Origin of the sequence: Nocardioides marinus (assembly GCF_013408145.1) — a bacterium.
GTDB lineage: Bacteria > Actinomycetota > Actinomycetes > Propionibacteriales > Nocardioidaceae > Nocardioides > Nocardioides marinus.
The window spans coordinates 1,388,298-1,411,609 of record NZ_JACBZI010000001.1 but is presented as its reverse complement, the minus strand read 5'-3'; the positions used below and the strand labels follow the sequence as shown (position 1 = coordinate 1,411,609).

General features: G+C 73.8%; 19 protein-coding genes. 6 read left to right on the top strand and 13 right to left on the bottom strand.

Translation table 11 applies throughout. The features are described 5' to 3' along the window. Positions 1-38 precede the first annotated feature (38 nt). The 3 genes from BKA05_RS06775 to BKA05_RS06765 all read right to left on the bottom strand — a co-directional run bounded on the left by BKA05_RS06775 (position 39) and on the right by BKA05_RS06765 (position 3,260). Positions 39-824, bottom strand: a complete 786-nt coding sequence (locus tag BKA05_RS06775) for a 3-hydroxybutyrate dehydrogenase (RefSeq protein ID WP_179530751.1) — start codon at positions 822-824, stop codon at positions 39-41. A 62-nt stretch (positions 825-886) separates the two neighbouring features. Further along, positions 887-2,731, bottom strand: coding sequence for a helix-turn-helix domain-containing protein (locus tag BKA05_RS06770; protein ID WP_343045548.1), 1,845 nt, complete (start codon positions 2,729-2,731; stop codon positions 887-889). A 67-nt stretch (positions 2,732-2,798) separates the two neighbouring features. Next, positions 2,799-3,260 (bottom strand): pyridoxamine 5'-phosphate oxidase family protein, encoded by a 462-nt coding sequence (locus BKA05_RS06765; protein ID WP_179530749.1) that lies wholly within the window; start codon positions 3,258-3,260, stop codon positions 2,799-2,801. Positions 3,261-3,506: 246 nt separating this feature from the next. Between BKA05_RS06765 and BKA05_RS06760 the strand changes: the two genes are divergently transcribed. After that, positions 3,507-3,773, top strand: a complete 267-nt coding sequence (locus BKA05_RS06760; protein ID WP_179530748.1) for a hypothetical protein — start codon at positions 3,507-3,509, stop codon at positions 3,771-3,773. Positions 3,774-3,795: 22 nt separating this feature from the next. Here the strand turns inward: BKA05_RS06760 and BKA05_RS06755 are convergent, their stop codons facing one another. From BKA05_RS06755 to BKA05_RS06725, 7 genes are all read right to left on the bottom strand, one after another. Then, a complete protein-coding gene (locus BKA05_RS06755; RefSeq protein ID WP_179530747.1) occupies positions 3,796-6,552 on the bottom strand; it encodes a DEAD/DEAH box helicase family protein in 2,757 nt (918 codons plus the stop codon). Continuing rightward, positions 6,552-9,545 carry a bifunctional [glutamine synthetase] adenylyltransferase/[glutamine synthetase]-adenylyl-L-tyrosine phosphorylase gene (locus BKA05_RS06750; protein ID WP_179530746.1) on the bottom strand — a complete coding sequence of 998 codons (2,994 nt, stop codon included), beginning with the start codon at positions 9,543-9,545 and terminating at the stop codon, positions 6,552-6,554. The genes BKA05_RS06755 and BKA05_RS06750 overlap by 1 nt, the downstream gene beginning before the upstream one ends. Further along, positions 9,542-10,222, bottom strand: coding sequence for a type 1 glutamine amidotransferase (locus tag BKA05_RS06745; protein ID WP_179530745.1), 681 nt, complete (start codon positions 10,220-10,222; stop codon positions 9,542-9,544). The genes BKA05_RS06750 and BKA05_RS06745 overlap by 4 nt, the downstream gene beginning before the upstream one ends. Before the next feature lie 21 nt (positions 10,223-10,243). Then, positions 10,244-11,584, bottom strand: a complete 1,341-nt coding sequence (locus BKA05_RS06740) for a glutamine synthetase family protein (protein WP_179530744.1) — start codon at positions 11,582-11,584, stop codon at positions 10,244-10,246. Positions 11,585-11,627: 43 nt separating this feature from the next. Next, positions 11,628-12,230, bottom strand: a complete 603-nt coding sequence (locus tag BKA05_RS06735) for a hypothetical protein (RefSeq protein WP_179530743.1) — start codon at positions 12,228-12,230, stop codon at positions 11,628-11,630. Between the two features lie 115 nt (positions 12,231-12,345). Continuing rightward, positions 12,346-12,933, bottom strand: coding sequence for a PPC domain-containing protein (locus BKA05_RS06730; RefSeq protein WP_179530742.1), 588 nt, complete (start codon positions 12,931-12,933; stop codon positions 12,346-12,348). Between the two features lie 100 nt (positions 12,934-13,033). Then, positions 13,034-15,088, bottom strand: coding sequence for an NAD(+) synthase (locus BKA05_RS06725; RefSeq protein ID WP_179530741.1), 2,055 nt, complete (start codon positions 15,086-15,088; stop codon positions 13,034-13,036). A gap of 64 nt (positions 15,089-15,152) precedes the next feature. On the opposite strand from BKA05_RS06725, the gene galE reads away from it, so the two are divergent. Together galE and BKA05_RS06715 are read left to right on the top strand one after the other, a co-directional pair. Beyond that, a complete protein-coding gene (gene galE, locus BKA05_RS06720; RefSeq protein WP_179530740.1) occupies positions 15,153-16,166 on the top strand; it encodes a UDP-glucose 4-epimerase GalE in 1,014 nt (337 codons plus the stop codon). A 51-nt stretch (positions 16,167-16,217) separates the two neighbouring features. Next, positions 16,218-16,739 carry a VOC family protein gene (locus BKA05_RS06715; RefSeq protein ID WP_179530739.1) on the top strand — a complete coding sequence of 174 codons (522 nt, stop codon included), beginning with the start codon at positions 16,218-16,220 and terminating at the stop codon, positions 16,737-16,739. 6 nt (positions 16,740-16,745) lie between these two features. Here BKA05_RS06715 and BKA05_RS06710 read toward each other — a convergent pair whose 3' ends face one another. Both BKA05_RS06710 and BKA05_RS06705 read right to left on the bottom strand, forming a co-directional pair. Then, the gene (locus BKA05_RS06710) at positions 16,746-17,057 is read right to left on the bottom strand and encodes a hypothetical protein (protein WP_179530738.1); all 312 of its coding nucleotides are present in this window, start codon (positions 17,055-17,057) and stop codon (positions 16,746-16,748) included. An 82-nt stretch (positions 17,058-17,139) separates the two neighbouring features. Continuing rightward, positions 17,140-18,609, bottom strand: a complete 1,470-nt coding sequence (locus BKA05_RS06705; protein WP_179530737.1) for an HNH endonuclease signature motif containing protein — start codon at positions 18,607-18,609, stop codon at positions 17,140-17,142. Positions 18,610-19,017: 408 nt separating this feature from the next. On the opposite strand from BKA05_RS06705, the gene BKA05_RS06700 reads away from it, so the two are divergent. Further along, complete coding sequence (locus tag BKA05_RS06700; protein WP_179530736.1) at positions 19,018-19,800, top strand: alpha/beta fold hydrolase; 783 nt, start codon at positions 19,018-19,020, stop codon at positions 19,798-19,800. A 159-nt stretch (positions 19,801-19,959) separates the two neighbouring features. On the opposite strand, the gene BKA05_RS06695 is transcribed toward BKA05_RS06700, so the two are convergent. Next, the gene (locus tag BKA05_RS06695) at positions 19,960-20,808 is read right to left on the bottom strand and encodes a zinc metalloprotease (RefSeq protein WP_179530735.1); all 849 of its coding nucleotides are present in this window, start codon (positions 20,806-20,808) and stop codon (positions 19,960-19,962) included. Positions 20,809-20,986: 178 nt separating this feature from the next. On the opposite strand from BKA05_RS06695, the gene panB reads away from it, so the two are divergent. Then, the gene (gene panB / locus BKA05_RS06690; RefSeq protein WP_179530734.1) at positions 20,987-21,838 is read left to right on the top strand and encodes a 3-methyl-2-oxobutanoate hydroxymethyltransferase; all 852 of its coding nucleotides are present in this window, start codon (positions 20,987-20,989) and stop codon (positions 21,836-21,838) included. A gap of 269 nt (positions 21,839-22,107) precedes the next feature. After that, entirely contained in the window at positions 22,108-23,301 is a 1,194-nt protein-coding gene (locus tag BKA05_RS06685; RefSeq protein WP_179530733.1) for a PQQ-dependent sugar dehydrogenase, read from the top strand. Positions 23,302-23,312: the final 11 nt, after the last annotated feature.

The window sequence follows — 23,312 nt, the reverse complement described above, 5'->3', positions numbered from 1 at the left end:
CCGGCGTATCAATACGCCGGCTCGACGGGATGGCGCCGCTACGTGGCGGTCCAGCCGCCGTCGAGGACGTGGGCGGACCCGGTGATCGAGGCCGAGTGGGGGCCGCACAGCCAGGCGACCGCCGCGGCGACCTCGTGAGGCTCGACCATCCGCTTGACCGGCGTGCGCGCCAGCAGCACCTCGTCGACGACCCGGTCGGCACTGATCCCGTGCTCGCGGGCCTGGTCGGCGACCTGACCCTCGACCAGCGGGGTGCGGACGTAGCCAGGGCACACGGTGTTGGAGGTGACCCCGGTGCCGGCCGCCTCCAGCGCGATCACCTTGGACAGCCCCTCCAGGCCGTGCTTGGCCGAGACGTAGGCCGACTTGTACGCCGAGGCGCGCAGGCCGTGGACGCTCGAGACGTGCACCAGCCGGCCCCAGCCGGCGGCGTACATCCCCGGCAGCACCCGCTGGGAGAGCAGGAAGGGGGCCCGCAGCATCAGGTCGTGCAGCCGCTGCCAGTGCGCCGGGGCGAGCTCGGTGACCGGGGCGAGGTGCTGGGCGCCGGCGTTGTTGACCAGCACCTGCACCGGCCCGAACCGACCCTCCACGCGGTCCACGGCAGCCGCCAGGTCGCCGGGGTCGGTGAGGTCGGCGACCTCGGTGTGCCCCCCGACGTCGGCAGCGACCTTCGCGGCGGCCTCGGCCTCCCGGTCCAGGACCACGACCCGCGCCCCGCCCTCGGCGAGCGCGGCCGCCACGGCTGCTCCGATGCCACGGGCCCCGCCGGTCACCAGGGCGCAGGCGCCGTCGAGGGTGCTGGAGGTCACATCGCGGCTCATGGGGCGCCACGCTAGGCGCGGACGCCGGTCAGCAGAATGTGGCGGGGAGCCACTCTCGACCGTCAAATATGTGCCGACGGCACGTCGCCGGGGGCCACGCCGCGCAGCGCCACGACACGCAGCGCGAGCTGGACGTCCAGGGCCCGCGCCGGCTCGCGCCAGCCCCGGCCGAGCAGCTCGTCGACCCGGGCCAGTCGCTGGGCGACGGTGTTGGGGTGCACGTGCAACCGTGTCGCCGCGCCGCTGGGACTACCGCCCGCGGCGAACCAGGCCTCCACGGTCCGGCACAGGGCGCTGCCGCGGGTCTCGTCCCAGGCGAGGACGGGCCCCAGGACGTCCTCGACGAAGTCGGTCAGCGCCTCGGGGCCACCACCGCCCAGCACCAGGCGGGCGACTCCGAGCCCCGCCGGGTCGCTCACCTCGCCGGTCCGGCCCAGCACGACCAGCACCTCCGCGCAGCGCGCAGCCTCGGCGTACGCCGCCGACAGGCCGGACCCGAGGGCGTCGGGCGGCCCGGCGGCGATCCCGACGGTCGCGGTGCCGCCGGTCGTCGCGACGCTGCGGGCCAGCGCCTCCCCCACGGCGACCGGGCCGTCGTCGGCCCGGGCCACGAGCACGACCTGCCCGTCGTGCACCCCGACCAGCCCGCCGGAGGCACGCGCGGCCCGGACCGCCGCACGCGCGGCCACCTCCGCCTCGACGCCGTCGAGGCGGGCCACGGCCACCACGCACCCGCCGTCGAGGTCGACCCCGTGCCGCGCCGCCCGCGCCCGCAGCCTGCCGACCTCGGCACGGTCCTGCGGGTCGCGCAGCAGGTCGGCGATCAGCGCACCCCCCAGGCGGGCCTCGGCCGCCTCCTCGGAGCGGGCGAAGAGCAGGACCAGCGCCACGACCACCGCCCCTCGCTCCAGGATCCGTCGCTCGGCGGGGTCCAGCACCTGCCCGTGCGCGTCCCCGTCGGGGTCGCCCAGGACGACCAGGCAGCCCAGACGCTCGCTGCCCGCCACGACCGGCACCTCCTCGGCGACCAGGATCGGCTCCGGTCCGGCCAGCCGTCGGCCCTCCCGGTCGCGGACCCCGACGGCGTGCCCGAGCACCTGACCCAGCACCTCGACCACCTCGTCGAGCGGGCTGCCGCGCAGGACCAGCGCCGTCAGCCGGTCGTGGGCCTCGGCGGCGCGGTCCACCGCGGCCGCCTGCTCACCGATGCGGCGGGCGGCGGCGTCCAGCTCGGCGAAGAGCCGCGCGTTCTCCAGCGCCACCGCGGCATGGGCGGCGAAGGAGGTCAGCAACGACACCTCCTCGGGCGGGAAGGGCCGCACGGTGCGGTGGGTCGCGAGGAGCGCACCGATCACCCGGCCCTCCACCAGGAGGGGCACGCCGAGGATGGCCCGGATGCGCTCGCCGTCCACCGCGGCGTCGATGTAGCGCCGGTGCTCGAAGCGGGCGTCGGTCTGGTAGTCGGCGGTGAAGTACGGCGCGCCCGTCTGCGCCACCAGGCCCAGCAGACCGGTGCCGAGCGGCAGCCGCAGCTGCTCGAACTCGGCGGTCAGGGCCCCGTCGGTGACCTTCATGTAGGACGCGCCCTCGCCCGTCCCGTCATCGACGTCGTTGAGCGAGAGGTAGGTCATGTCCGCCTTCAGCAGCTGACGTGCCCGACGGACGATCGCCTCCAGCACCGCGTCCACGTCGCGGAGGGCGGTGAGGTCGTGGGCGGTCTGGTAGAGCGCCGACAGCTCGGCCTCGCGCGAGCGCTGCCTGGCCACCAGGTCACGCAGCCGCAGGGCGACGTCGCACTCACGACGGGTCGCCTCGGGGTCGGCGCCGGCGGCCACGAGCGAGGCCACGAGGTCGTCGTAGTCGGCGCGCGGCGCCTCGTCGTAGAGCAGGTCGAGGAACGTGGGCACCGCGCGAGCATGCCCGCCTGGCGGCCACCTCACGCACGAGGTCGACGGGCTCTGCCCTCCTCCGTGGTCAGGACGGCTGGGTCCCCGCCGTGGTGCGCGCGGTCGCCGGCGCGGCCAGCCGACGACCGGTGACCCTGGTGGGGCGGATCCGCACGGTGGCGGACTTGCTCCCCGTGGGCCAGGCGGTGGGCGCGTCGGCCGGCGCGGGCTCGAAGAGGACCCGGGCGACCCCGCGCACCAGCACGCTCCACCCGGTGCGGCTCTCGTGGTCCAGGTCGTCCACCTCGAGGGCGACCCGGCTGTCGTCGACCTCCCGCGCCATCGCGGAGTAGGCCGCGGTGCGGATCACGACCGCACCGTCGGAGACGGCGACGTTCACCGGCACCGCGACGGGGCCGTCGGCGTCGACCCAGACGAGTCGGCCCACGCCCGCCGTCTCCAGCAGGCCCCAGCAGGTCCCCTCGTCGAGGTCGACGAGGACGGGGCGCTCGGGCTCGTGACCGCTCTGGCGGCTCTGCGTCGTGGTCATGCCTCCACGGTGCACCGCGACCGCGGCCGGTCGCAGGGTCCAAGGTCCTCTGCGACCGGTGCTCCCGTCCCCCGGCTCGCGGGCGCCGTCTCCCGACCCCCGTCGGTCCGGTCCAGACCGGCGACGCCGGCGTGGTTTGTCCGGGGCCGCGACGGGGCAGGTCGGCTCTGGGACAGCCCGCTCTCGGCCGCTCGCAGCCCGTGTCCCGGGGATGGGCTGCGGCGGAGGGCGCCTACCCTCCTCGACATGACCCCGCCGCGCCGACGTCGACGTCTCGACCGCGCCGAGCTGCAGCGCCGGCTGCACGCCGCGGGGGTCGACCGCCGCTCCTTCGGGCTCTCGGGAGGCCTGCCGAACGAGCAGTACGTGCTGGAGCGGCGCGAGCGCGGGTGGGCCGTCTACTACTCCGAGCGTGGGCGGCGCACCGACGAGCGGGTGTTCCGGACCGAGCGTGCCGCGTGCCGGCACCTGCTGCGCCGGCTCCTGGACGACGAGAGCACCCGGATCCGCTGAGACCGGCACGCCCGGTCGGGGCTCAGGTCCAGTGCCGCCGCATCACCGTGGCGACGTCGAAGGGGTCGCTGCCGCGCTGGGCGGCCAGCACACCGGCACCCTCGGCCGAGCCGGTCCACAGGGGTGCGCCGCCACCGACCCACCGGTCGAAGGCAGCGGCGTACGCCGTCGCGCGCTCGGCCCGGACCCCGAGCACCGTCGGCACCGGGTGCCACACCTCGCCGTCGGGCTGGAGCGGTCGACCCAGCGCGGCGCGCACCCGCTCGGCCGTGGGGCGCTCGCGGGCGATGACCACGTGCCGCGGCAGGACGTAACGCGGCGCGAGCACCGGCGCGAGGGCCTCGTCCAGGGCCGTCGCGAACACCGCGGACTCCTCCTCGCCGACCCCGTCGAGGCGGCAGCGGTACTCCCCGCCCGGGTCGACGTCGATGCCCACGGCACTCGAGTCCGCCCCCACCAGCCCGCACGCGTGCAGCGCGTCCGCGACCGCGGCGGCGACCTGCCCCACCGACGGCGGGGCGGCCGCCTGCTCCAGCAGCCGGGCTCCCCGGGTCGCCAGCGTGCGTCGCCGCACGAGCAGCCCCACCACCACCGCGACGCCCAGCAGGAGCACACCCGCCGTCACGCCCAGGGCGGTGGGCACGAGGTCGGCGGCGGGGAAGCCGACGGCCATCGCTCCCCCGCCGACCGCGCCCGCGGCCACCACCTCCCGCGCCGGGGTACGCCGCTGGAGCGGTGTGCGCGCCTCGAGCACGTCCGGTCGCACCACCACCGGCGCGGGGCCGGACCCCTGCCCGAGGGTGCCGGCGCGGCGCGGGCGGACCCGGACCGTGCGGCCGGCCCGGTCGGCGTACGGCTCCCCCACCCGCCAGCGCTCCCGGACCGCGGCGCGGTCCTCGGCCCGCAGCACCATCCGGGCGTTGGCGGCGGCGAGCTCGGCGTCGGCCGGCGGGGCGTAGGGCGAGAACGCCGGGTCGATGTGGCCGACGCCGTCGACGACCTCGCCGGTCTCGTCGACGCCGAAGAATCCGGCGTGCTTGCGGACCAGCCGCTGCCAGTCGCGGTCGCCGCGGGGGTGCCGGTCGCTGACGCACACGACCGACCAGTTGATCGCGACCTTGTCGGGGCGGGCGGGGTCGGTGCGCAGCGCGCGGCCGCGGGTCTGGACGACGGCGGTGGTCGTGGTGACCGACGTGAGGTCGACCAGGCCGCTGACCGAGCGGGCGTCCCAACCCTCGCCCAGCAGGCCGCGGGTGCCGACGAGCACGGTCGTGCCGCCGGTCTCGAAGAAGCGGGTGACGTGCGGGACCCAGCGCCGGCTGGTCCAGGCGCCCTCGAGCCGGTGCACGGGCCCGGTGCCGGGACGCACCCGCAGGCTGCCCGCCAGCCCGGGGTCGCTCGCGGCGACGTGGTCGACGAGCCGGCCCAGGGTTGCGGCGGACCCGGCGACGGTCGACCCGGTGACCAGCACGGCGTCCGCGCCGGCCGGGTCCTCCAGGAGGGCGGCGAGGACGGCGTGCGCGGAACCGGCCTGCTCGGCCAGGACCCCCACCAGGTCGACGGGCAGCGTGGCGGTGGCGCGCTCGTGGTCGCACAGCACCAGCAGGCGACGGTCCTCCCCCAGTGCGAGCTGCTCCACGCGGGCGATCTCGACGGTCGCCGCGGTCTTGGCCTCGGAGCGGGCCAGCACGCGGTCGATGGGCGAGCGGCCGCGACGCACCCCGGCGCGGGTGAGCACGTGCCCGACGGCGGGCAGGGCGCGGCGCACCCCCTCCAGCGCCTCCTGGTCGGCCGGGTCGCGGCTGCGCAGCAGGTGCCCGGTCACCCAGTCACCCACCAGCGCCACCCAGTCGTCGGCACCGGGGTCGCGCCGGTGCTCCTCGGTCGGCCTGGCCCCCGGTGGCAGCGCGAGCAGGCCGGCGTGGTGCAGGCGCAGGGCGGCGTCGGTGAGCACCGGCTCGGCGGCGGCCAGCGTGGCCCAGGAGACCTCCGCACCCCCCGCGTCGCGGGTCACCAGGCGCCGGTCCAGCCACGTGAGGAACGGCACCGAGCCGAACGCCGGGTCGGTCAGGGCGGTGACCAGCTCGGCGAAGCGCACCGCGCTGCTGTCGACCCAGGCCCGCTCGTGCGGGGTGGGCGTGACCAGCCAGACCAGCTCGGCGAACGGCGCGAGGTCGCCCTCGCGCACCACCGCCGGGATGGTCGCCTCGAAGACCGTCGCCCCGAACAGCGTCTGCACCAGCGCCGCCTGGTCGCCACTCAGGGCTGCGGGGGGCGTGGCCGTCAACCCCAGCACCCGCGCCTGCGGGAGCTCCTCGAGCAGGTCGGCGAGCAGCCGACCCCAGACCTCGAGGAGGTGGTGGCACTCGTCGAGCACCAGCAGGAGCGGGCCGGCGGCGCGCAGCTCCTCCACCCGGGCCCGGCCGTTCTCGTGCAGGCGGGCGACCGGGGAGCGCTCGTCGCCGTCCTCGTCGACCTCGGCGTCGGGGTCGAAGACCGCCACCGACTGGTAGGTCCACGCCGTCACCGGGATCGCCAGCTCCGCGGCCTGCGCCTCCCACTGCCCGACGATGGCGGTGTTGGGGCCGAGCACGACGGCCCGGGCGACCTCACCGGCGGCCAGCAGCCGCTCGGCGGTCTCCAGGCCGACGCGCGTCTTGCCGGCACCGGGGGGCAGCACCGTCCACGCCCGCGTCCGCCCGCCGGCCCAGGCCGCGTCCAGCGCCGCGAGGGCCTGGGCCTGGTGGGTCCGCAGGGGCGGGCGCTGGGCCGACTCCATCAGGACTCCCAGAAGACCCGGTCCACCACGGCGTGCGCCGTGCGCGTGTGCCGCAGGTGGTCGTCGACCATGGCCTCCGAGGACCCCTCGGGGTAGCCCAGGATGCTGGCGATCGCCGCCCGCTCGCGGGGGTCGGAGGGGATCTGGTCGCTCGGCTTGCCGCGCACCAGGGTCACGGCGTTGCGCATCCGGCTCACCCGGCGCCAGGTCTGCTGCAGCAGCGCGGCGTCGTCCTCGTCGATCAGCCCCGCGTCCCGCGCGGCGGCGAGGGCCTCGAGCGTCCGCGACGTGCGCAGCGCCGGCACCTGCCCCGCGTGCCGCATCTGCAGCAGCTGGACGGTCCACTCGATGTCCGCGAGCCCCCCGCGGCCGAGCTTGAGATGGGTCTGCGGGTCGGCCCCGCGCGGCAGGCGCTCCTGGTCGACCCTCGCCTTGATCCGGCGTACCTCCAGGACCTGCTCGGTCGTGATGCCGTCCTCGGGGAAGCGCAGCGGGTCGATGAGCTCGGTGAAGCGGCGCCGCAGGTCCTCGTCCCCGACGACGGCGTCGGCGCGCAGCAGGGCCTGGGCCTCCCACACCTGCGACCAGCCGGCGTAGTAGGCGGCGTAGGCGTCGAGGGTGCGCACCAGCGGACCCTGGCGCCCCTCGGGCCGCAGGTCGGCGTCCACCACGAGCGGGGGGTCGCCGCCGGGCAGCGACAGCAGCCGGCGCAGCTCGTTGGCGACCGCCTGGGCGTACTGCGCGGCCACCTGCGGATCGGCGCCCTCGACCGGGTCGTGGACGAACAGCACGTCGGCGTCGGAGCCGTAGGACAGCTCGAAGCCGCCGTAGCGGCCCATCGCGACGATCGCGTACCGGGTCGGCGCCTCCTCCAGGCCGCGGGCCGCGCGCACCGAGGCCTCGACGACCTCGAGCGTCGCCTGGAGGGTGGCGTCGGTGAGGCGGGACAGCCCGGCACCCACGTCGCCGACGTCGGTGAGCCCGAGCAGGTCGCCGACGGCGATGCGGAACAGCTCACGACGGCGTACGGCGCGCACGGCCCGGACCGCGGCCTCGACGTCGTCGCGGCGCGAGGCGGAGGCCCGCATCTCCTCGGTCAGCACCTCGGCGCTCAACGGGGCCAGGTCGCGACCCAGCATCCGCACCCCCTGCGGCTCCCGCTCGAGCAGCTCGGTGGCGTAGCGGGAGGTGGCCAGCACGTGCGCCATCCGCTGGGCGACCTCACCCTCGTCGCGCAGGGTGGCGAGGTACCACGGGGTGCTGCCCATCGCCTCGCTGATCCGCCGGAAGCCGAAGAGCCCGGCGTCGGGGTCGGGGCCCTCGGCGAACCACTCCAGCATCGCCGGGAGCAGGGTGCGCTGGATGTGCGCTGCCCGCGAGACCCCGGTGGTGAGGAACTCCAGGTGCCGCAGGGCCGCCGACGGGTCGGCGTAGCCCAGGGCGGCGAGCCGGTCGCGTGCGGCCTCCGGGGAGAGCCGTGCCTCCTCCCCCGGGATGCGGGCGACGGCGGAGAGCAGGGGCCGGTAGAAGAGCTTCTGGTGCAGGCGCCGGACCTCCAGGCGGTGCCGGCCCCACTGGTCCAGCAGGGACTCCGCCGACCGCTTCAGGAAGCCCATCGACCGGCCGAGCCGGCGCAGGGCCTCCTCGTCGTCGGGCACCACGTGGGTGCGCTGGAGCCGGTGCAGCTGGATCCGGTGCTCCAGGGTGCGCAGGAAGGAGTAGGACTCGTGCAGGGCCAGGCCGTCCTCACGGCCGATGTAGCCGCGCTCGGTGAGGGCGGCCAGCGCCGACAGGGTCGTCGGCCAGCGGATCTGGTCATCGGCGCGACCGTGGACCATCTGCAGCAGCTGCACGGCGAACTCGACGTCGCGCAGGCCCCCGGAGCCCAGCTTGAGCTGGCGCTCGGCCTCCTTGGAGGGGATGTGCTCGACGACCCGGCGACGCATCGCCTGGGTGTCCTCGACGAAGCGCTCGCGCTCGGCGGCGACCCACACCATCGGCTGCACCATCTCCACGTAGGCACGGCCCAGGGCCAGGTCGCCCGCGACCGGGCGGGCCTTGAGCAGCGCCTGGAACTCCCAGGTGCTGGCCCAGCGCTCGTAGTAGCCGCGGTGGCTCTCCAGGGTCCGGACGAGCGGGCCGTTGCGACCCTCGGGGCGCAGGTTGGCGTCCACCGGCCAGATGTCGCCCTCACCGGTGTGGTCGGCGCACACCCGCATCAGGTGCGAGGCGAGCTGGGTGGCCACCTTGTTGGCCCGACCGGGGTCGGCACCCTCGGCGGGCTCGTAGACGAAGATGACGTCCACGTCGGAGACGTAGTTGAGCTCGTGCCCGCCGCACTTGCCCATCGCCACGACCGCGAGCCGGGCGAGGTGGGCGTCCTCCCCCACCCGCTGCCGGGCCACGGCCAGCGCCGCCTCGAGGGTGCCGGCGGCCAGGTCGCTCAGCTCGGCGGCGGCGTCGTCGACCCCGACGTGGTGCGCGAGGTCCCGCGCGGCGAGCCGCAGCAGGACCCGGCGGTACTCCACGCGGATCGCGTCCAGGGCCTCGTGGTCGGCCAGGGTGGCGACCGGCTCGTCGGCGACCGGGTCGGCGCCGACGGCCTCCAGCAGGCCGGCGCGCACGGCGTACGCCGCCGGGCGGGTGCAGCCCAGCGCCGGGTCGGTCAGCTCGCGCCACTGGTCGGGGTGCCGGCACAGGTGGTCGCCCAGCGCCTCGCTGGCGCCCAGCACGCTGAGCAGCCGCATGGCGAAGCCCTCGTCGTCGAGCAGCTCCTCGAGCAGCGCGCGGGGGTCGGCGTCCTGCTCGGCGGCGGCGTCGCGCAGCCGCACCAGCTGCTGCAGCGCCAGGTCGGGGTCGGCGGTGCGGGCCAGGATCCACAGCAGCTCCTCGCCCTGCTCCCCCAGCTCGCCCACGTGGTCGAAGGCGCGCTCCGGGTCGCTGAACCCCAGGCGCAGCAGGGTGCCCTTGGTGCTGCGGCTCTCGCGGGTCACGCGCGGGCCCGGACGAGCGCGAGGAAGGCTGCGGCGAGCGGTCGCCAGGACTCCACCAGCTCCGGCCCGGCGGCCCGCACCTCGTCCAGCGCGCGGGTCGTGCCGGGCCAGCCGGCGACCACGTCGACGTCGGCCTCGGGGTGCCACTGCACCCCCCAGACCGACGGTGCCAGGCGGGCGGCCTGGACCTCGCCGCCCGGCGCGGTCGCCAGGCGTACGGCGCCGGCCGGCAGCTCGACCACCACGTCGTCGTTCCAGTGCACGCCGCGCCGCGGCGTCGCCAGGTCGCCGACGAGCGCGTCGCGGGCCGCGGCCTCCTCCCAGCCCACCCGCAGCAGCCCGGTCTGCGGCCCGGCGGGGTTGGGGGTGACGCGGCCGCCCAGGGCCGAGGCCGCGACCTGGTGGCCCAGGCACACGCCCAGCGCGGGCACTCCGCCGCCGGCCGCGGTGCGGAACAGCTGCTTGGTCGGCGTCAGCCAGGGGTGGGTCGCGTCGTCGTCGGCGCCCATGTGCCCGCCGAGCACGACCAGCGCGTCGTGCCCGGTCAGGTCGGTGGGCAGCGCGTCACCGGCGTACGGGCGCCGGACGTCGAGCCGGGTCCCGTCGTCGGACCACCAGCGGCCGAGCATCCCCGGCGGGCACTCGTCCTCGTGCTGGACGACGAGCAGCGTGACCATGCGACCCCAGCGCTCCGCGGCTCAGATGACCGGGAGCATCTGGTCGCGCTCGAAGGCCGAGACCTGACCGCGGTACTCGTCCCACTCGGCGCGCTTGTTGCGCAGCAGGAAGTCGAAGACCTGCTCGCCGAGGGTCTCGGCCAGCAGCTCGGAGTCCTCGGCGATCGAGATGGCGTCGTTGAGGTTGCGCGGCAGCGGCTTGATGCCCAGGCTGCTGCGCTCACGCTCGGTCAGCGACCACACGTCGTCCTCGGCCTCGCGCGGCAGCTCGTAGCCCTCGGCGATGCCCTTCATGCCCGCGGCGAGCACGACGGCGTAGGCGAGGTAGGGGTTGCAGGCGGCGTCGAGGGTGCGCAGCTCCACCCGGGTCGACTGGCCCTTGAGCGGCTTGTACATCGGGACGCGGATCATCGCGGAGCGGTTGTTGTGGCCCCAGCAGATGTAGGACGGCGCCTCGCCGCCCATCATCATCCGCTTGTAGGAGTTGACCCACTGGTTGGTGACCACGGAGATCTCGGTGGCGTGGTGCAGCACCCCGGCGATGAAGCGGCGGGCGGTGGCGGAGAGCTGGTACTCCGCGCCGGCCTCGTAGAAGGCGTTCTCGTCGCCCTCGAAGAGGCTCACGTGGGTGTGCATCCCCGAGCCGGGGTGGGTGGTGTAGGGCTTGGGCATGAAGCTGGCCCAGATGCCCTGGCTCAGCGCCACCTCACGGATGACGGTGCGGAAGGTCATGATGTTGTCGGCCGTCGACAGCGCGTCGGCGTAGCGCAGGTCGATCTCCTGCTGGCCCGGGCCGCCCTCGTGGTGGCTGAACTCCACCGAGATGCCCATCGCCTCGAGCATCGTGATCGCCTCGCGGCGGAAGTCCGCGCCCTCGGACTGCGCGGTGTGGTCGAAGAAGCCCGAGCGGTCCACCGGCACCGGCTCCTCGCCGTGCGCCGGGAGGTTCTTGAACAGGTAGAACTCGATCTCGGGGTGGGTGTAGAAGGTGAAGCCCTGGTCGGCGGCCTTGCTCAGCGTCCGCTTCAGGACGTGGCGGGGGTCGGCGTACGACGGCTCGCCGTTGGGCATCTCGATGTCGCAGAACATCCGGGCCGTGGCCGGCCCGTCACCGCTGCGCCACGGCAGGATCTGGAAGGTGGACGGGTCCGGCTTGAGCAGCATGTCGGACTCGAAGACCCGGGCGAAGCCCTCGATCGCCGAGCCGTCGAACCCGATGCCCTCCGAGAAGGCCCCCTCGAGCTCGGCCGGAGCCACCGCCACCGACTTCAGCGAGCCCAGGACGTCGGTGAACCACAACCGGACGAACCGGACGTCGCGCTCCTCGAGCGCCCTGAGGACGAACTCTTCCTGCTTGCCCATGGCCGCAGCCTAGTGGGAGCGCCCGGTCCGCCCGGCGGTGGACTCACCGGCACACGCGCAGGTCCTGGGAGCCCAGGACCCCGTCGACGGCACGGTCCATCGGGGAGAGCCACGGCACGGCCCGCGCGGCGAAGGCCAGCGTGCCCCGTACCCGCTCGTGCACGCCCTGCACCTGCACCGGCCTGGTCCGGACCGGGAGCACGACCCGGTCGCGGGAGGTCCCCTCGAAGCAGGAGCTGGCCCGGTTCCTGTCCCGGGCCTCCCGGACGGTCATCTCCTCGCCCGGCTGCTGGCCGGCGTAGCGCAGGACCACGGTCGTGCGGTAGCCCAGGTGACCCTCCCAGGGCGCGTCGAGGAGGACCTGCATGCCGGCGGTGCGGGTCGAGGGGACGGGGAAGGCGACCTTGCCGTCCCGCACCCGCTTCTCCAGGCTGGCCCACAGCCGGGGCTCGTCGGGGTCGTCGGTCGCCAGGGCGCTGACCACCTGGACCGTGCAGCCCTCGCAGTCGGGCATCCGCAGCACGACACGGGTGGTGCCGTCGGCCGGGCCCCCGGCCGTGGCCGGGACGGGGGTGCTCGTCGTCAGGACGGCGGTGGTCAGCAGGGCGGCGTTCAGCAGGGCCGTGGCCGCAGGGATGGTGCGCATGGGGTTTCTCCTCGTCGATGGTGTTGCGAGGAGTACGCCGCAGCGCGCCCGCCGGTTGCACCGTCGGTCGCACCGTCGGTCGCACCGCGCCTGCGGGCCCGGTCGGGGGCTGGGTTCAGCAGCCCTTGCCCTTCTTCTTGCCCTTCTTCCCCTTCTTGCCCTTCTTGCCCTTCTTGGCGCAAGCGAGGGGGTCCTGGGTGACGGTGAGCGTGGCGGTGGCCGAGTAGGCGGTGCCGGGCGCGGAGAGCCAGTTGTCGACCTCGACGGTGTAGACGACCGGGCCGGTCACCGGGATCGTCACCGACTCCCCCTCCGTGGCGGCCTCGGCCGAGGAGGCGACCTCGTTGCCGTCGGCGTCGAAGACGTAGAGGTCCATGTCGTTGCTGCTGCCGCCCTCCCACGTGAGGTCGATGTGGACGGTGGCGACGCGGGTCTTGAAGTACTTCTCCGGCTTCTTGCCGGGGACCTCGATCGTGAGGGTGTGCTCGTCGGTGGCGCCGACGAGGAAGGCGGCGTCCAGGCCCGGGTAGTCGAACGCCCCGTCCCACGCCGAGATCACCGACCCCGAGCCCTTCGGCGCGACGAGCGTCGAGGAGTCCGGGGTCGAGGCGACGGCGGGCGCGGCGGCGAGGGCGATCGACGCGGCGGCCACGAGGGCGCCGGCGCGGACGGCGGTGCGGGAGCGGGGGGTTGAGGTGCGCATGTGAGGAGAACGCGCCGGTACAGACCAGGGTTACGCCGACCTCGACCCCCGGTCCGGACCACTTCGTGACCGGCGTGTGTCGCCCCACCGGCTCATCGGGTCACTCATCGGGGACGTGCTCCTCCAGGTCGCGCAGCCAGGCCGCCGCGGTCGCGTCGGAGGGCATCCGCCAGTCACCACGGGGCGACATGGTGCCGCCCGCACTGACCTTCGGGCCGTTGGGGAGCGCGGACCGCTTGAACTGGCTGGCGAAGAAGCGGCGCACGAAGACCTCGAGCCAGCGGCGTACCTCCGGCAGGGTGTAGGCGACCCGCTTGTCCTCGGGGAGGCCCGCCGGCCACTCCCCCGCCGCGGCGTCGCGCCAGGCGTGCCAGGCCATGAAGGCGATCTTGCGGGGGCGGTAGCCCATCCTCAGCACCTTGTGCAGCGTGAAGTCCTGCAGGGCGTAGGGGCCCACGAAGTCCTCGGTGGCCTGCGGGCGGTCGTCCTCGCTCGGCACCAGCTCGGGGCTGATCTCCTGCTCGAGGACCTCGCGGAGCAGGTCCCCGGTGCGCTCGTCGACCTCCTCGGAGTCGGCGACCCACCGGATGAGGTGCTGCACGAGGGTCTTGGGGACGCCCGCGTTGACGTTGTAGTGCGACATCTGGTCGCCCACGCCGTACGTGCACCAGCCCAGCGCGAGCTCGGAGAGGTCCCCGGTGCCGACGACGATGCCGCCGCGGTGGTTGGCCAGCCGGAAGAGGTAGTCGTAGCGCAGGCCGGCCTGGACGTTCTCGAAGGTGACGTCGTAGACCGGCTCGCCGTCGGCGAAGGGGTGGTCGAGGTCGCGCAGCATCTGCTCGCAGGCCGGGCGGATGTCGATCTCCTCGAAGGTGACCCCGAGGGCCTCCCCGAGACGCACCGCGAGCGACTTGGAGGTGTCGCCGGTGGCGTAGCCCGGCATGGTGAACGCGTGCACGTCGCTGCGCGGTCGGCCGAGCCGGTCCATCGCGCGGCAGGCCACGATCAGGGCGTGGGTGGAATCGAGCCCGCCGCTGACCCCGATCACGGCCTTCGGCTGGTGGCCGGAGACCTGCCCGATCGCCTCCAGGCGCCGCTCGAGGCCGTAGACCTGGATCTCGTAGGCCTCGTAGCAGTCCTGGGCCAGGCGCTGCGGGTCGTCGGGGACGAACGGGAAGCGGTCGACGTGGCGACGCAGCCCCAGGTCGCCGGTGGGCGGCACCAGCTCGACCTCGACGGTGCGGAAGTCCCGGGTGCGGGCCTCGTGGGTACGCCGGTTGTCGTCGAAGGTCCCCTGCCGCAGCCGCTCCTGGCGCAGCCGGTCCAGGTCGACGTCGACCACGGTGCGCACCGGACCGTCGGCGAAGCGCTCGCCCTCGGCCATCAGGTCGCCGACCTCGTAGACCATCGTCTGGCCGTCCCACGAGAGGTCGGTGGAGGACTCGCCGCGGCCGGCGGCGGCGTACACGTAGGCGGCCGAGCAGCGCTGGCTGGCGCTGCGCACCAGCAGCCGGCGGTCGTCGGCGCGGGCGATGGTGATCGGGCTGCCGGAGAGGTTGGCCAGCACGGTGGCCCCGGCCAGGGCGGCCTCGGCGCTCGGCGGCACCGGTACCCACATGTCCTCGCAGACCTCGACGTGCAGCACCAGGCCGGGGACGTCGGTGACGTCGAAGAGCAGGTCGGGGCCGAAGGGCACCCGCTGGCCGGAGAGGGTGACGGTCTCGCCGCGCCGGTCGTCGCCGGGGGCGAAGTGACGGCGCTCGTAGAACTCGCGGTAGGTCGGCAGGTAGGACTTCGGGGCGACGCCCAGGACCCGGCCGCGGTGCACGACCAGGGCGCAGTTGAGGACCCGGTTGCCGACCTCCAGCGGCGCGCCGACCACGAGTATCGGCAGCAGGTCGCGGCTGCCCTCCACGAGCGTCGTCACCGCGTCCCGGACGGCGTCGAGCAGGGTGTCCTGCAGCAGCAGGTCGTCGATGGCGTAGCCGGACAGGCACAGCTCGGGGAAGACCGCCACCGCGACACCGTCCTCGTGGCAGGCGCGAGCCTGCTCGAGCACGGTCCGGACGTTCGTCGCGGGGTCGGCCACGGCCACCGGTGCCGTGCACGCCGCGACACGGGCGAACCCCTGGTCGTAGGCGTTGAAGAAGTCCACGGGGCCACTGTGTCAGACCGGTGTCGTGCCGGAGCGCGGCTCACCCTGGGCTAGCGTCTGGCCCATGCGAGTCCTCGTCTCCGGCGGTGCCGGCTACATCGGGTCCCACACGGTCGTCGCGCTGGTCGAGGCCGGTCACGACGTCGTGGTGGTCGACGACTTCTCCAACGCCAAGCCGACGGTCGTGGGTCGGCTCGAGGCGCTGACGGGACGGCACATCCCGGTGCACGCCTTCGACCTGACCGACGTGGACAAGACCGCGCACCTCTTCGACATCGAGGAGATCGACGCGGTCATCCACTTCGCCGGCTACAAGGCGGTCGGCGAGAGCGTGCAGAAGCCGTTGGACTACTACGAGAACAACCTGGGCTCGACGTTCTCGCTCGTGCGCGCGATGCAGAGGCACGACGTGGACAAGCTCGTGTTCTCCTCCAGCGCGACCGTCTACGGCACCGACCAGGCCGGCGCCACCGAGGACCGCCCCACCTTCGCCACCAACCCCTACGGCTGGACCAAGGTGATGCAGGAGCAGATCCTGCGCGACGTCGCGGTCGCGGACCCGTCGATGCGGATCGCGCTGCTGCGCTACTTCAACCCCGTCGGCGCGCACGTGTCGGGCACCATCGGCGAGGACCCCAGCGACATCCCCAACAACCTGATGCCCTACATCGCCCAGGTCGCTGTCGGGCGCCGGGAGAAGCTGCAGGTCTTCGGCGACGACTACGACACCCCCGACGGCACCGGCGTGCGCGACTACATCCACGTGGTCGACCTCGCTGCCGGCCACGTCGCCGCGCTGGAGAAGCTGGGCACCACCTCCGAGCCGGTGAACACCTGGAACCTCGGCTCGGGCCGCGGCACCAGCGTGCTGGAGCTGCTGCGCGCCTTCGAGAAGGCGGTGGGCCGCGAGCTTCCCCACGAGGTCGTCGGGCGACGCGCGGGCGACGTGGCGTCGTCGTACGCCGACCCGTCGAAGGCCAACGAGGAGCTGGGCTGGCGCACGCACAAGAGCGTCGAGGAGATGTGCGCCGACACCTGGCGCTGGCAGTCGCAGAACCCCGACGGCTACCCGGACTGAGCCCTGCCCGCCCGGCGATGAGTCCGGGCCCCGGCGTCGGTCTGTCCTGGCATGACGATCACCAGCGGCTCCACACCCTCCTCCATCACCTCCTCCATCACTCCGTGCCTGTGGTTCGACGACCAGCTGGAGGAGGCTGCGCACTTCTACACGGCGCTGTTCCCGAACTCCTCGATCGGGCACCTCTCGCGGTACGGCGAGGCCGGCCCGGGTGAGCCGGGCACGGTCATGGCCGGTGAGTTCACCCTCGACGGGATGGCCTTCCGTGCGATCAACGGCGGGCCGATGTTCCGGTTCACCGAGGCGGTGTCGTTCGCGATCTCGTGCACCGACCAGGCGGAGGTGGACCACTACTGGGACGGCCTGCTGGCCGACGGCGGCGAGGAGTCGATGTGCGGGTGGTTGAAGGACCGGTTCGGGCTGTCGTGGCAGGTGGTGCCGACCCGGCTCTTCGAGCTGTTGTCGGACCCGGACCCCGCGCGTGCCCAGGCCGCCCAGGCGGCGATGCTGCAGATGCGTCGGATCGTGGTGGCCGACCTGGAGGCCGCCGCCGACGTGGCGTCGGGGTCCTAGGCGGGCTCAGCGGCGGATCGCTCGGGTGACCTTCTGCAGGGCGCCCTTGCCGGCGCCGACGCCCCGCGGGACGAGGCGGTGCGGCTTGCCGTTGGCGAGGTCGATGACCGAGTCGGCGATGCCCCAGGTGAGCTTGCCCTCGGACAGCTCGACCAGCGTCTCCATCGGGAGGGCGACGGTCATGTCCTCGAGGGCTTGACGCTCCTCCTCGGTCTCGGTCTTCGGCAGCTGGCGCACGATCATCGCCTTGAAGGCGCGGCCAGGCACCGTCGCGGCGAGCTCCTGCACGGTCGACTGGCGGGTGTAGGTCTTGCTCATGAGCGCTCCTGTCGGGGGATGGGGCCGTGCCCGCCGGCAACGTACCGCGTCACAGGCTCGGCCACCGCCGACTCCGAGAGACCTACGCGGCGCTCCAGGTCGTGGGGAGGTCGGGCACCGGGATCGGGCCGGTCTCGTACCACTGGACGACAGCGGTGTAGGGGCTGTCGGCCCGGCGGTTGTCGCGGTTGTCGAGCGCTCCATGTTGGTCGAGCTTGTCGAGACCCCTCGTGCCGCTGGTGTCGTGGAGGTAGACCTGGCCGTGGGGGTCGCGCCACAGGTGGACGCCGGGCCAGGGCATCGCGCTCTGCCACGCGCCGTGGGTCTTGAGTCGGTGGTGGAGCGTGGAGAGTGGGCTGAGGTTGTGGGTGCCGGTCTGGTCGGGTGGCCCGTGCGGGTCCCAGGGCACGACGTGGTCGAGCTGGATGGTCGGCCCGGTGCTGCGGGTGGTGCCCCAGGGGAACGCCTCGGTCGGGGAGATCTGCTGGACCGCGCGGCGGTGTCGCTGGGGGATCTCGTAGGCCTCCACGGGCGCCAGGCCCTCCAGATCGAGCACGGGGCGCACCACGAAGCGGGCGTAGCGACCCAGCACGTCGCGCAGCCAGGACTCCGTGACCGGGCCCCAGCCGTCGACGCGGGCGACCCGGTCGAGCTCGCCGTGCTCGGGTGAGACCTCACGGGCTCCGCCGTAGAGGTGCACGGTCAGCTCCACGGCGGGCAGCAGGTCCCGCAGGTCGACCTCGCCGTCGGCCGGTGCCTGGTCGATGACCGTCGGGGACGCGAGCAACGCGATCGCCTGCACCCTCAGCTGGTCGATGGACGGGCTGTCGTCGTCGGGGCCGGTCGGCTCGGGCAGGTGCTCCTGCAGCCGGTGCGCCAGCGTCGTGACCGCGGCGTCGAGGGCCTCGATGACCGGCAACGGGCCACGGACCACGAAGGTCCCCATCCCGTGGGTCTCGTCCCCCGCGCGAGGGCGGAGCACGCGGGCGTAGGTGGCGGCCGCGGCCCGCTCCTCCTTCTCCTTCGCCCGGGCTGGTGCGGCGGCGGCGACCTTGCCGGTCACGAGGGTCTCGAAGTGGGTCCACGGGATCCGGCCGTCGGCGGCTTCGGCGACCTCCTGGTCGACCCAGGCCGCCTCATCAGCGCTGAGGTCGCGGGTGCGCTCGGCGACGTGGATCGCGTAGGAGTCACGCACCTCCAGGGCCTGCACCCTCCCCCACAGCACCGGGAGGCGGAGCTTGAGGTCGAGGGCGGCGGCCATCAGCTTGCGGCCGTGGTGGGAGGTCCGCTCGATCCGCGCCCCGAACTCGGCGGCTGCGAACTCGGTGACCTCCGGCGTCCCCGGCCCACCCAGGACCGTGGCCCGCTCCCGCCCCGGCTTCCCCGCCTCCGCCGGGTCCAACTTGTCGACAGGATGGGCCACCGCCCACTCATAGGCCAGCACCAACAGCTCAGCCCCCGCCCGCCGCATCCCCCGCGCACACACCGACGCCCGCGCCAGGATCTGCTCCTCGCTCAGGTCGGTCATCGCAACCAAGGGGCTGGGGGTCATGACTCCATTGAAGCCGCGACCACCGACAGTCCTGATTCACTCGGCCGCTCCCTGTGGAGGTGGGTCACTCCGCCCAGGTAGACGCAGGTCATCAACGCGGAGGGTTCGGTGCACCTGGTGCACCTAACCCTCCGCGATCATGGGCGATCAGAGGGCTTCCCGCCACGACTCCTGCGGGCTGATCGGCTGCACGTCGCGAGTCTCCGAGGCCCGTCCTAGCGCCGCTGTCGGCGCGGGCCAAACCGCCGATGCAGCCCGGTCTGCATGGACCGGCAAGTCAGGGCGCTCAGCACCAGTCGTCTTCCAACGTCCGATCCAGCAGCGGTGGAGGTGTGGACTCGTGTGTGTCCTGGTGGATCGGCCTGCGGTGACGATGCACGGCTTTCCGCGCGGGCTAGCGTCGAAGGAATGACGTTGGAGCATGTGCGCCGCGGAAGCGGCAGGCCGTTGTTGCTCGTGCACGGTCTGGGCGCTGGTTGGCGATCCTGGTCCCCGATCATCGACGCGCTGGCCGAGTGCCGTGAGGTCATCGCTGTCGACCTGCCGGGTTTCGGCGAGTCGCCTCCTTTGACGGGCGAGGTCTCGATCGCCACCCTGACCGACTCTGTCGCAGAGTTCATCCGCGAGCAGGGTCTGGACGGGGTGTCGACGGTCGGTCAGTCGATGGGTGCCCGCATGGTGCTCGAGCTCGCACGGCGAGGCGTCGGCGGCGACACCGTGGCGTTGGACCCGGGTGGTTTCTGGAGCGACCGCGAGCTCGCCGTCTTCGGGGCCACACTTCGGCCATCGATCGCTCTGGTCCGGACGCTGCGAGGCGCGCTGCCGGCACTGCTGGGCAACCCCGTGGGAAGGACGCTGTTGTTGGCGCAGCTGTCGGCGCGGCCCTGGGCACTCTCGCGCGAGACAGTGATGCCGGATGTGCGCGGGCTGGCTGAGTCCCCGTCGACCGGCGCGGCCTTGGACGCCCTGACCAAGGGGCCCAAGCAGCAGGGTGCGCCGGCCGGCACCGTGCCCGGCCGGGTCACGATCGGCTGGGGTCGCCGTGACCTGGTGACCGTGCCGAGGCAGGCCGCACGTGCGACGGAGCTGTTTCCGGACGCGGTGCTGCACTGGTTCGAGCGGTGCGGCCACTTCCCACAGTGGGACGCACCGGACGAGGCGACCCGACTGATCCTCGACAGCACCAGCTGAGGTCGGGTGCGCTGCCTGGCCGACAAGGGCGCGCGATGCCTGATCCGTACGTCGGCGTCAGAGGACGGACCGAACAACGCGACGCACTGCGCCCGCCCGCCTGGCGACGCCACGGAAACGTGCGTCCCGGCGGCTTCGGTCCGCCTTTCGCGACGAGTCTCAGCAGCTGATGGCCCCCAACCGCGCGAGCCCCTCGCGGTCACCCGGGCCGTAAGTGGTGCGGCCGAGGTTGTCGTCGTACATCAGCTCGCCGGGGTCGTCGACGTGGCCGAGCCCGACGACGTGGGCGAGCTCGTGGTCGACGATCGCCTGGGCGAAGGGGGTCTCGCGGGGACCGAAGCCGGCGAACAGCTCCTGGTCGAGCACGACGCGGCCGGTGACGTAGCGCAGGCGGCCGGGAGCGCCGGTGGCGACGCTGCCGCCGATGCCGGCGACGTCGCCGGCGAGCTCGGGGACCTCGTCGGGCAGCGCCCAGGCGATGAGGACCGGGCGGCGACGGGCGAAGGGGCCGACGAGGACGTCGCGGTCGTCGGTGAGGCCGACGCGCTCGAAGACCAGGCCGGTGGCGGCGCCGGTACGGGCCAGGCCGGTGTCGACGAGCTCGTCGTAGTCGTCGGGCGCGCCCGCGGGGTTGACCACGACCTCGATGACGCGGCACGGGTCGTAGCCGACCGGCTCGTCCCCGCCGCGCTGCAGCTGGAGGAACGAGAAGCTGCCCTGGCCGAACTCGGTCTCCGGCAGGACACCGAGCCGCTCGTCACCGATCCCGACCAGACGGCGCAACGACTCCATGTTCTCCGCAGGCGACCAGGCGACGATGCCGGCCAGCAGCAGCGCGGTGATCAGCAGCCCCGGGAGCACCGGACCGTGGGGCTTGCGCTCGCGGCGGGGACGGCTCGAGGACGTCGGCATGGCACCGAGGCCGTACTCGCGGTCCAGCCGGTCGAGCTCGGCCATCCGGCGCGCCATCTCGCGGGCGGCGCGGCGCCGCCGTGCGCGCTCCCCCATCAGCCCTCGTCCTCACCGCACGTCGTCGGCGCCCGCCCCACCCAGCGGCGCCAGTCGCGACAAGTCTGTCACGTGACCACCACCACAGGTGCCGTGAGCGACCAGCGGGCCTAGCCTGGATGGCAGTCCGGGGACTCCAGCAAGGGAGCCTCGAGATGTCACACCGAGGAGCTCGAGGATGAGCAACGAAGAGACCGCGCCCTACGGCTCGGGGGCTGCGGCCCAGGCAGCGCCCCGCAAGCGGATCCGCACCCATCACCTCCGGGAGATGAAGGAGCGCGGCGAGAAGATCACCATGCTCACGGCGTACGACATGTTCACCGCCGCGACCTTCGACGAGGCCGGCATCGACCTGCTGCTCGTCGGCGACTCCGCCTCCAACAACGTGCTCGGCAACGAGACCTCGCTGCCCATCACCGTCGACGAGCTGCTGCCGCTGACCCGCGCCGTCGCCCGCGCGGCAACCAGGGCGATGGTGGTCGGCGACCTGCCCTTCGGCTCCTACCAGGCCTCACCGGAGCAGGCCTACCTCACCGCCGTGCGCTTCATGAAGGAGGCCGGCGCCCACTGCGTGAAGCTCGAGGGCGGCGCCGAGATGGTCCCGGTCATCGAGAAGCTCACCCAGGGCGGCATCCCGGTGATGGCGCACATCGGCTTCACCCCGCAGTCCGAGCACGCGCTGGGCGGCTACCGCGTCCAGGGCCGCGGCGACACCGCCGAGCGGGTCAAGCGCGACGCCAAGGCGATCGAGGCGGCCGGCGCGTTCGCCGTCGTCATGGAGATGGTGCCCGGCGACGTCGCCGCCGAGATCAGCCGGGAGCTGACCATCCCCACCATCGGCATCGGCGCCGGCAACGGCTGCGACGGTCAGGTGCTGGTCTGGCAGGACGCCTTCGGCCTGAGGACCGGACGGATGGCTCGCTTCGTCAAGCAGTACGCCGACGTCCACCAGGTGCTCCTCGACGGCGCCCGCGCCTACGCCGAGGACGTGAAGGCGGGGACGTTCCCCGGCCCCGAGCACACCTTCTAGGACGCACCGTCCCGAGCAGTCCCCGGGACACGACGAGAGGCCGTCCGCCTGCGCCCCCATGCGCGGCGGACGGCCTCGTCGTTGCCCCCCGTTCGTCGAGCCGGTGTCCCCACATCCGGCCCGCCGTCGGTGTGCAGCGGCGGTGCCGCTGCGGTGTCGCTGTCCAGTGACCTGAACGCTACGCGGGCCCCGTTCACGCGCCGACCACGTTGCGTGCACACCTCGGGCAGGTGAGCACCACGTTTCGGTAACAGACCTACCGTGGGGCCATGAGGGCCCTGCGTCGACCGATCCTGCTCCCCCTCGCCTCGCTGCTCGCGCCGCTGGCCCTGACCGGCGCGGCGTGCTCGACGGCCTCCGAGCCGGGGACCGCCGACGCGACCGCAGGCAGTCGCCCGGAGGGTGGTCGGGCCGTGCCAGGGCTCGACGTCGAGGTGATCGCCGACGGTCTCGACCACCCCTGGGACGTCCAGCCCATCGGCGGTGGACGCCTGCTGCTCACCGAGCGCGACCGGGCCACGGTGTCGATCTGGGAGGACGGCGACGTACGCCGCGTGGACTTCCCCTCGGAGTCCGTCTGGGTCTCCGGGGAGACCGGGCTGATGGGCCTCGCGGTGGACCCGAAGGTACGCCGCAACGGCCGCTTCTGGACCTGCCAGGGCGCCACCACCAAGGACGGCGGGCACGACGTGCGCGTGGTCTCGTGGAGGCTCGACGAGAGCGGCACCAAGGCGAAGCGCCGCGGCGTGCTGCTCAAGGGCCTGCCCGCGACCTCCGGCCGCCACGGCGGCTGTCGCCTGCTGGTCGCCCGCGACGGCTCGCTGCTCGTCGGCACCGGCGACGCCGCGGTCGGCAGCAACCCCCGCGACCTCACCTCGCTGGGCGGCAAGGTGCTGCGCCTGGACCGCCGCACCGGCGACCCGTGGCCGAAGAACCCCTTCGTCGAGGCGAGCACCAAGAAGCAGCGATACGTCCTCACCTACGGCCATCGCAACGTGCAGGGCCTCGCCCAGCGCGCCGACGGCTCCCTGTGGTCGGTCGAGCACGGCAGCTACCGCGACGACGAGGTCAACAAGCTGGTCAAGGGCGGTGACTACGGCTGGCACCCGGTGCCCGGCTACGACGAGTCCGTGCCGATGACCGACCAGTCGCTGCCCGGCAGGCAGCGCGAGGCCCGCTGGTCCTCCGGCGACCCGACGGTGGCGCCCGGTGGCGCGACCTTCGTCGTCGGCAAGAAGTGGGGCGCCCTGCGCGGCACCCTGGCCGTGGCGGTCCTGAAGGACCAGCGCGTGCTGTTCATGAAGTTCGACGACCGGGGCCGGCTCAAGCGCGTGCGCACCCCCGACGAGCTGCGTCAGCACGGCCGCATCCGACAGGTGGTCGACGGGCCGGAGCACGACCTGCTGGTGCTCACCGACAACGGCGACGGGCAGGACGAGATCCTCCGGGTCAGCCCGCGCTGACCCGGCACCCG

Coding starts and splice junctions, on each gene's coding strand:
- BKA05_RS06730 (WP_179530742.1), bottom strand. CDS start 12,933: ATGCGCACCTCAACCCCCCGCTCCCGCACCGCCGTCCGCGCCGGCGCC.
- BKA05_RS06685 (WP_179530733.1), top strand. CDS start 22,108: ATGAGGGCCCTGCGTCGACCGATCCTGCTCCCCCTCGCCTCGCTGCTC.
- BKA05_RS06745 (WP_179530745.1), bottom strand. CDS start 10,222: ATGGTCACGCTGCTCGTCGTCCAGCACGAGGACGAGTGCCCGCCGGGG.
- BKA05_RS06740 (WP_179530744.1), bottom strand. CDS start 11,584: ATGGGCAAGCAGGAAGAGTTCGTCCTCAGGGCGCTCGAGGAGCGCGAC.
- galE (WP_179530740.1), top strand. CDS start 15,153: ATGCGAGTCCTCGTCTCCGGCGGTGCCGGCTACATCGGGTCCCACACG.
- BKA05_RS06755 (WP_179530747.1), bottom strand. CDS start 6,552: ATGGAGTCGGCCCAGCGCCCGCCCCTGCGGACCCACCAGGCCCAGGCC.
- BKA05_RS06765 (WP_179530749.1), bottom strand. CDS start 3,260: ATGACCACGACGCAGAGCCGCCAGAGCGGTCACGAGCCCGAGCGCCCC.
- BKA05_RS06705 (WP_179530737.1), bottom strand. CDS start 18,609: ATGACCCCCAGCCCCTTGGTTGCGATGACCGACCTGAGCGAGGAGCAG.
- BKA05_RS06695 (WP_179530735.1), bottom strand. CDS start 20,808: ATGGGGGAGCGCGCACGGCGGCGCCGCGCCGCCCGCGAGATGGCGCGC.
- BKA05_RS06710 (WP_179530738.1), bottom strand. CDS start 17,057: ATGAGCAAGACCTACACCCGCCAGTCGACCGTGCAGGAGCTCGCCGCG.
- BKA05_RS06700 (WP_179530736.1), top strand. CDS start 19,018: ATGACGTTGGAGCATGTGCGCCGCGGAAGCGGCAGGCCGTTGTTGCTC.
- panB (WP_179530734.1), top strand. CDS start 20,987: ATGAGCAACGAAGAGACCGCGCCCTACGGCTCGGGGGCTGCGGCCCAG.
- BKA05_RS06760 (WP_179530748.1), top strand. CDS start 3,507: ATGACCCCGCCGCGCCGACGTCGACGTCTCGACCGCGCCGAGCTGCAG.
- BKA05_RS06775 (WP_179530751.1), bottom strand. CDS start 824: ATGAGCCGCGATGTGACCTCCAGCACCCTCGACGGCGCCTGCGCCCTG.
- BKA05_RS06735 (WP_179530743.1), bottom strand. CDS start 12,230: ATGCGCACCATCCCTGCGGCCACGGCCCTGCTGAACGCCGCCCTGCTG.
- BKA05_RS06715 (WP_179530739.1), top strand. CDS start 16,218: ATGACGATCACCAGCGGCTCCACACCCTCCTCCATCACCTCCTCCATC.